The 4,907-nt window shown below is 65.5% G+C and carries 3 protein-coding genes; 2 read left to right on the top strand and 1 reads right to left on the bottom strand.

What is annotated here, in order from left to right:
- Positions 1 to 217: 217 nt before the first annotated feature.
- A complete protein-coding gene (locus Q0U08_RS17755; protein WP_298092970.1) occupies positions 218 to 1,861 on the bottom strand; it encodes an inorganic phosphate transporter in 1,644 nt (547 codons plus the stop codon).
- A gap of 246 nt (positions 1,862 to 2,107) precedes the next feature.
- Here Q0U08_RS17755 and Q0U08_RS17750 point away from each other — a divergent pair, with 246 nt between their 5' ends.
- Together Q0U08_RS17750 and Q0U08_RS17745 are read left to right on the top strand one after the other, a co-directional pair.
- Positions 2,108 to 4,387 carry an ATP-dependent helicase gene (locus Q0U08_RS17750; RefSeq protein WP_298092969.1) on the top strand — a complete coding sequence of 760 codons (2,280 nt, stop codon included), beginning with the start codon at positions 2,108 to 2,110 and terminating at the stop codon, positions 4,385 to 4,387.
- Between the two features lie 77 nt (positions 4,388 to 4,464).
- The coding region (locus Q0U08_RS17745; protein WP_298092968.1) for a hypothetical protein at positions 4,465 to 4,907 on the top strand (443 nt) is incomplete at its 3' end.

Below are 4,907 nucleotides of genomic sequence, written 5' to 3'. Positions count from 1 at the left end.
GCATCAATTGTGCCGCGGGGGACGAGGCCGGGAAGAATAGCGGTCCGAACACCAGCGCGGCTGCCGTCGCGTAGATATAGAAATCGTAAAACTCGACCGCCGTCCCCGTCAGGCTGGCGAGCAGGATGCGCCGGTGAGAGGCCGGGATATGCGAGGTCGGAACGGCAGGGCTAGGCATGTCCCCGGGACTAGCCCAGTCCGGCCGCGATGCAAACGTTCACGCGCCTCCGAGCAGTCGTACGAAGCCCAGCAACAGCCAGTAGAGCAGGCCTGACAGCAGCATGGCCGCGGGCAGCGTCATCAGCCATGCCAGGGCCATGTTGCGGATCGTCCGCCGCTGCAGCCCGGCGCCGTTCGCCACCGATGCGCCCGCCACACCGGAGGATAGGATATGCGTCGTGGACACCGGCGCACCGAACCGTTCCGCCAGCAGGATGGTGGAGGCCGCCATCAGCTCCGCCGCCGCACCCATGCCATAGGTCAGGTGCGTCTTGCCGATCTTTTCGCCCACCGTCACCACGATCCGGCGCCAGCCGACCATCGTGCCCAGCCCCAATGCAAGGGCGACCGTCACCTTTACCCAGAACGGGATGTAGCGGGTGCCACGCTCCAGCCCCTCGTCATAGGATTTCAGCGTCGCCACTTCCGCCGCAGTAAACCGCGCCTGCGTGGCCGGATCGGCTACCACCAGCTTGGTCGCGTCGAACACCAGATACATGTCGTTACGCAGGTTCGGCACCGCCGCCGCCGGCACCTTGCTCAACGCGCCGTAACCGTCGATCCGGGCGGCGACGTCGCGCGATAACGTCGCTAGCCCGGCGTAGACGGAGGGCGTTGCCACATGTTTCAGGCGCAGTGCTTCGGTCACCGTCTCCCGTGCGGCCGGCACAGTCGGCAACGGGGTACCTGCCTTGTCGGCATACGCAGCGGCCGCGGCCTGCGCCGTCGCTACAAAGGCCGGCGTGGCGCTTTCCGGCATCGTTCGATTGAGCGCATAGGCGGTCGGCGCACAGCCGATCAGGATCAGCATGATCAGACCCATGCCTTTCTGACCGTCATTGCCGCCATGCGCGAAGCTGACCGCGCTGCACGTAAAGATCAACAGCGCACGGATGCCTCTGGGCGGTGGCGTCTGCCCCGCCGGTTCGCGGTAGAGCACCGGGTTCTTCAGGAAGCGCTTCATCACCAGCAGCAAAAGCATCGCGCCGACGAACCCGATCACCGGACTGAACAGCAATGCCGACAGCACCTTGCGAACCTGCGCCCCGTCCACCCCCGATCCAGGTACGGCGGTCAGCCACTGATGCGCCAGCCCGACGCCCAGGATCGACCCGATCAATGCATGGCTAGACGAGTTCGGCAGCCCGACGAACCAGGTCGCCAGGTTCCACAACACCGCTGCCAGCAGCAGCGCGAAGATCATCGCAAACCCGCCGAGCGATCCAACGTGCAGGATCAGGTCGATCGGTAGCAGGGTGATGATCGAATAGGCGACCGCGCCGCTTGATGCCATCACCCCCAGGAAGTTGAACACGCCCGACCACACCACCGCCACGGGTGCCGGCAATGCATGCGTGTAGATCACGGTCGCCACGGCATTGGCGGTGTCGTGAAAGCCATTCACGAACTCGAAGCCCAGCGCGATCAGCAATGCCAGCCCGAGGAACAGGAACACTCCACCGGCCAGTGGCGCGCCCACCTCGGCGGTATCGGCCGCCACGCTCACCCCCGCATAGGCCAGCCCGCCGATCAGCAGCGCCAGAAAAGCCCAGCGTCCTGCCGGGTGCAGTCCGCCATCCAGCCGCGGCCCGACGAGGGTAGCCGCAGGCGCTTCGCCACGATCCAGCGCAATGCTTGTCATGGCGTGCGGCGTGCGCCCCTTGAATGACAGGATGATGACATGCGTTAGGAGCGCGTCTCGATCTGGTACGCCATGCCTGCCTGTTTGCCGGCGTGATTCTTCGCGCCTTTCCGGCCTTCGTACCGGCTCGTCGACATGACCGACGTCGACGACGCGCCTTGACGCGCATCCGCTGCGATCAGGCGTCGGGCTTCAACATACTGGTCACGCTTGCCCCCTGGCGCGTCGTTCCCTACCTGTTCGCCGATGAGTCTCCCCCAGCCGACGCCCGCCGATCCGCCTTATCTGCGCACCCTGAACGATCAGCAGCGCGAGGCGGTGCTGACCACCGATGGTCCCGTGCTGATGCTGGCGGGCGCCGGCACCGGCAAGACTGCGGCGCTGACGGCGCGCCTGGCCCACCTGCTCTACACGCGCAAGGCCTGGCCATCGGAAATCCTGGCTGTCACCTTCACCAACCGGGCGGCGCGTGAGATGCGCGAGCGTGTCGGTCGCCTGGTCGGTGAAGCGGTGGAAGGAATGCCGTGGCTCGGCACCTTTCACGCGATCGGCGCAAAGATGCTGCGTCGCCATGCCGAACTGGTCGGGCTCCAGTCGAACTTCACCATTCTCGACACCGACGACCAGTTGCGCCTGCTGAAACAGCTCATCATCGCGGCCGATATCGACGAGAAGCGGTTCCCCGCGCGCAGCCTCGCCGGGTTGATCGACGAATGGAAGAACAAGGGCCTGACTCCAGGCGACGTCGATGCGGGGGAAAGCGAGCGCTACGCCAATGGCCGCGGCGGAGAGCTTTATGAACAGTATCAGACACGCCTGCGTGCGGTGAATGCCTGCGATTTCGGCGATCTGCTGCTGCACATGCTGACGGTCCTGCGCACCAACCGCGAGGTGTTGGAGGCCTATCAGCAGCGTTTCCGCTATATCATGGTGGACGAGTATCAGGACACCAACAGTGTTCAGTATCTCTGGCTGCGGCTCTTGGCACAGGCGCGCCGCAACATCGCCTGCGTGGGCGACGACGACCAGTCCATCTATTCCTGGCGCGGTGCCCAGGTCGAAAACATCCTGAAGTTCGAGAAGGACTTTCCCGGCGCGAAGGTCATCCGTCTGGAACAGAATTACCGCTCCACTCCCCATATTCTCGGCGCCGCTTCCGGCGTGATCGCCAATAATGGCGGACGCCTCGGCAAGACGCTGTGGACCGAACTCGATGTCGGGGAAAAGGTGCGCGTTCTGGGCGTGTGGGACGGGCCTGAGGAGGCACGCCGGGTCGGCGAAGAGATCGAAGCCGCACGCCGTAACGGTACGTCGCTCGACGACGTCGCCATCCTGGTCCGTGCCCAGCACCAGACCCGTGAATTCGAGGATCGCTTTATCGCGATCGGCCTGCCGTATCGCATCGTCGGGGGCCTGCGCTTCTACGAACGCGCCGAAATCCGCGACGCGCTCGCCTATCTGCGCGTCGTCAACCAGCCTGCCGACGACCTGGCATTCGAGCGGATCGTCAACGTTCCCAAGCGCGGGCTCGGCGACAAGGCGCTGGCCAAGATCCACCAGCTCGCCCGAGCCGAGCGCGTGCCGCTCACCATCGCGTCCGCACGCATCCTCGACACCGACGAGCTGACCCCGCAGGCACGCCGGTCGCTCGGCAATCTCGTCGGCGATATCGCCCGCTGGCGCGACATGGCGCGCGACCTGCCGCATGCGGAACTGGCGCGCCAATTACTTGATGAAAGCGGCTACACCGCGATGTGGCAGGCCGAGAAATCGGCCGAAGCCGCCGGCCGGCTGGAGAACCTGTCCGAACTGGTCCGTGCGATGGAGGATTACGAATCGCTCGGTGCGTTTCTCGATCACGTCAGCCTCGTCATGGATACCGAAGGGGCCGCACGCGAGCCGCAGATCACGATCATGACGATGCACGCCGCCAAGGGCCTGGAATTCGATACCGTGTTCCTGGCGGGCTGGGAGGAAGGCCTGTTTCCTTCGCAGCGCGCACTCGATGAGGGCGGTACCCGCAGCCTGGAGGAGGAGCGCCGTCTCGCCTATGTCGGTATCACGCGCGCGCGCCGGCGGGCGACGATCCTGCACGCGGCCAACCGGCGCATCTATGGCCAATGGACGTCCAGCCTGCCCAGCCGTTTCGTGGCCGAGCTGCCGCCCGAACATATCGAGGCGGAAACGACGATGTCGGGCGGCGAAAGCCTGTGGCGCGCCAACTGGACCGAACATGCCGATCCCTTCGCCGACGTTTCGCGCGGCACCGGGCGTGGCCCCGGCTGGCAGCGCGCCGCCGCCACCAACTCGACCTTTTCCACCAAGCCGCAGCGCATCGTGGAGGCGCGCGCCAGCGCCGTCAGCCTCGGCAACAAGGGCCGTGGCGATCTTTCCCTGGGTCAGCGCGTCTTCCACCAGAAGTTCGGTTATGGCGCGATCGCCGCGATCGAGGGCAACAAGCTGGAGATCGACTTCGAACAGGCCGGACGCAAGCGGGTGATGGACAGCTTCGTCACGCTTGGCTGAAGTCGTTCAGGAACAGTATCGGCGGCTGTCCGTATCCCTCTGGTCGCCCGGCCCTCGGGCGCCAGAGGACCGCATCCATGAAGACCTCGCTCCTGCTCGCCATCACCCTGGTCGCTGCTGCAGCACCGGCCACCGCTCAAAGCGCCTCCGATGAAGCGCGTTTCCGCGCCGCCCAGGAGCGCTTCGACCGGGAGTATCAGCGCTACCGGCAGGAGGTGGACCTGTATCAATCGCGCCGCACAGGCGATGATTACCGGGAATTTCCCGGCGCCCGCGACGACGGGCGATATGGACCGCAGGCAGGGCCAGGAGGCTACCGCGCCGCACCGGCCGTTCCCGCCGATGGCTATGACGAGAACGAGCCCTTCTACGATCCGGCGCCCGATTATCGCAGCGGCGATTACCGTGAACGGACGCTATCCACCAATGAACGCGTCTACGCCGGTACCGATGGCCGTTATTATTGCCGCCGGTCGGATGGCACTACCGGACTGATCGTCGGCGGCGCTGCGGGTGGTAT

The organism is uncultured Sphingomonas sp. (assembly GCF_946477935.1).
In the GTDB taxonomy this organism is placed as follows: Bacteria; Pseudomonadota; Alphaproteobacteria; order Sphingomonadales; family Sphingomonadaceae; genus Sphingomonas.
Note: the sequence above shows the minus strand (reverse complement) of the source record. Positions and strands in the feature narration are given on the sequence as shown.

Coding starts and splice junctions, on each gene's coding strand:
- Q0U08_RS17755 (WP_298092970.1), bottom strand. CDS start 1,861: ATGACAAGCATTGCGCTGGATCGTGGCGAAGCGCCTGCGGCTACCCTC.
- Q0U08_RS17750 (WP_298092969.1), top strand. CDS start 2,108: ATGAGTCTCCCCCAGCCGACGCCCGCCGATCCGCCTTATCTGCGCACC.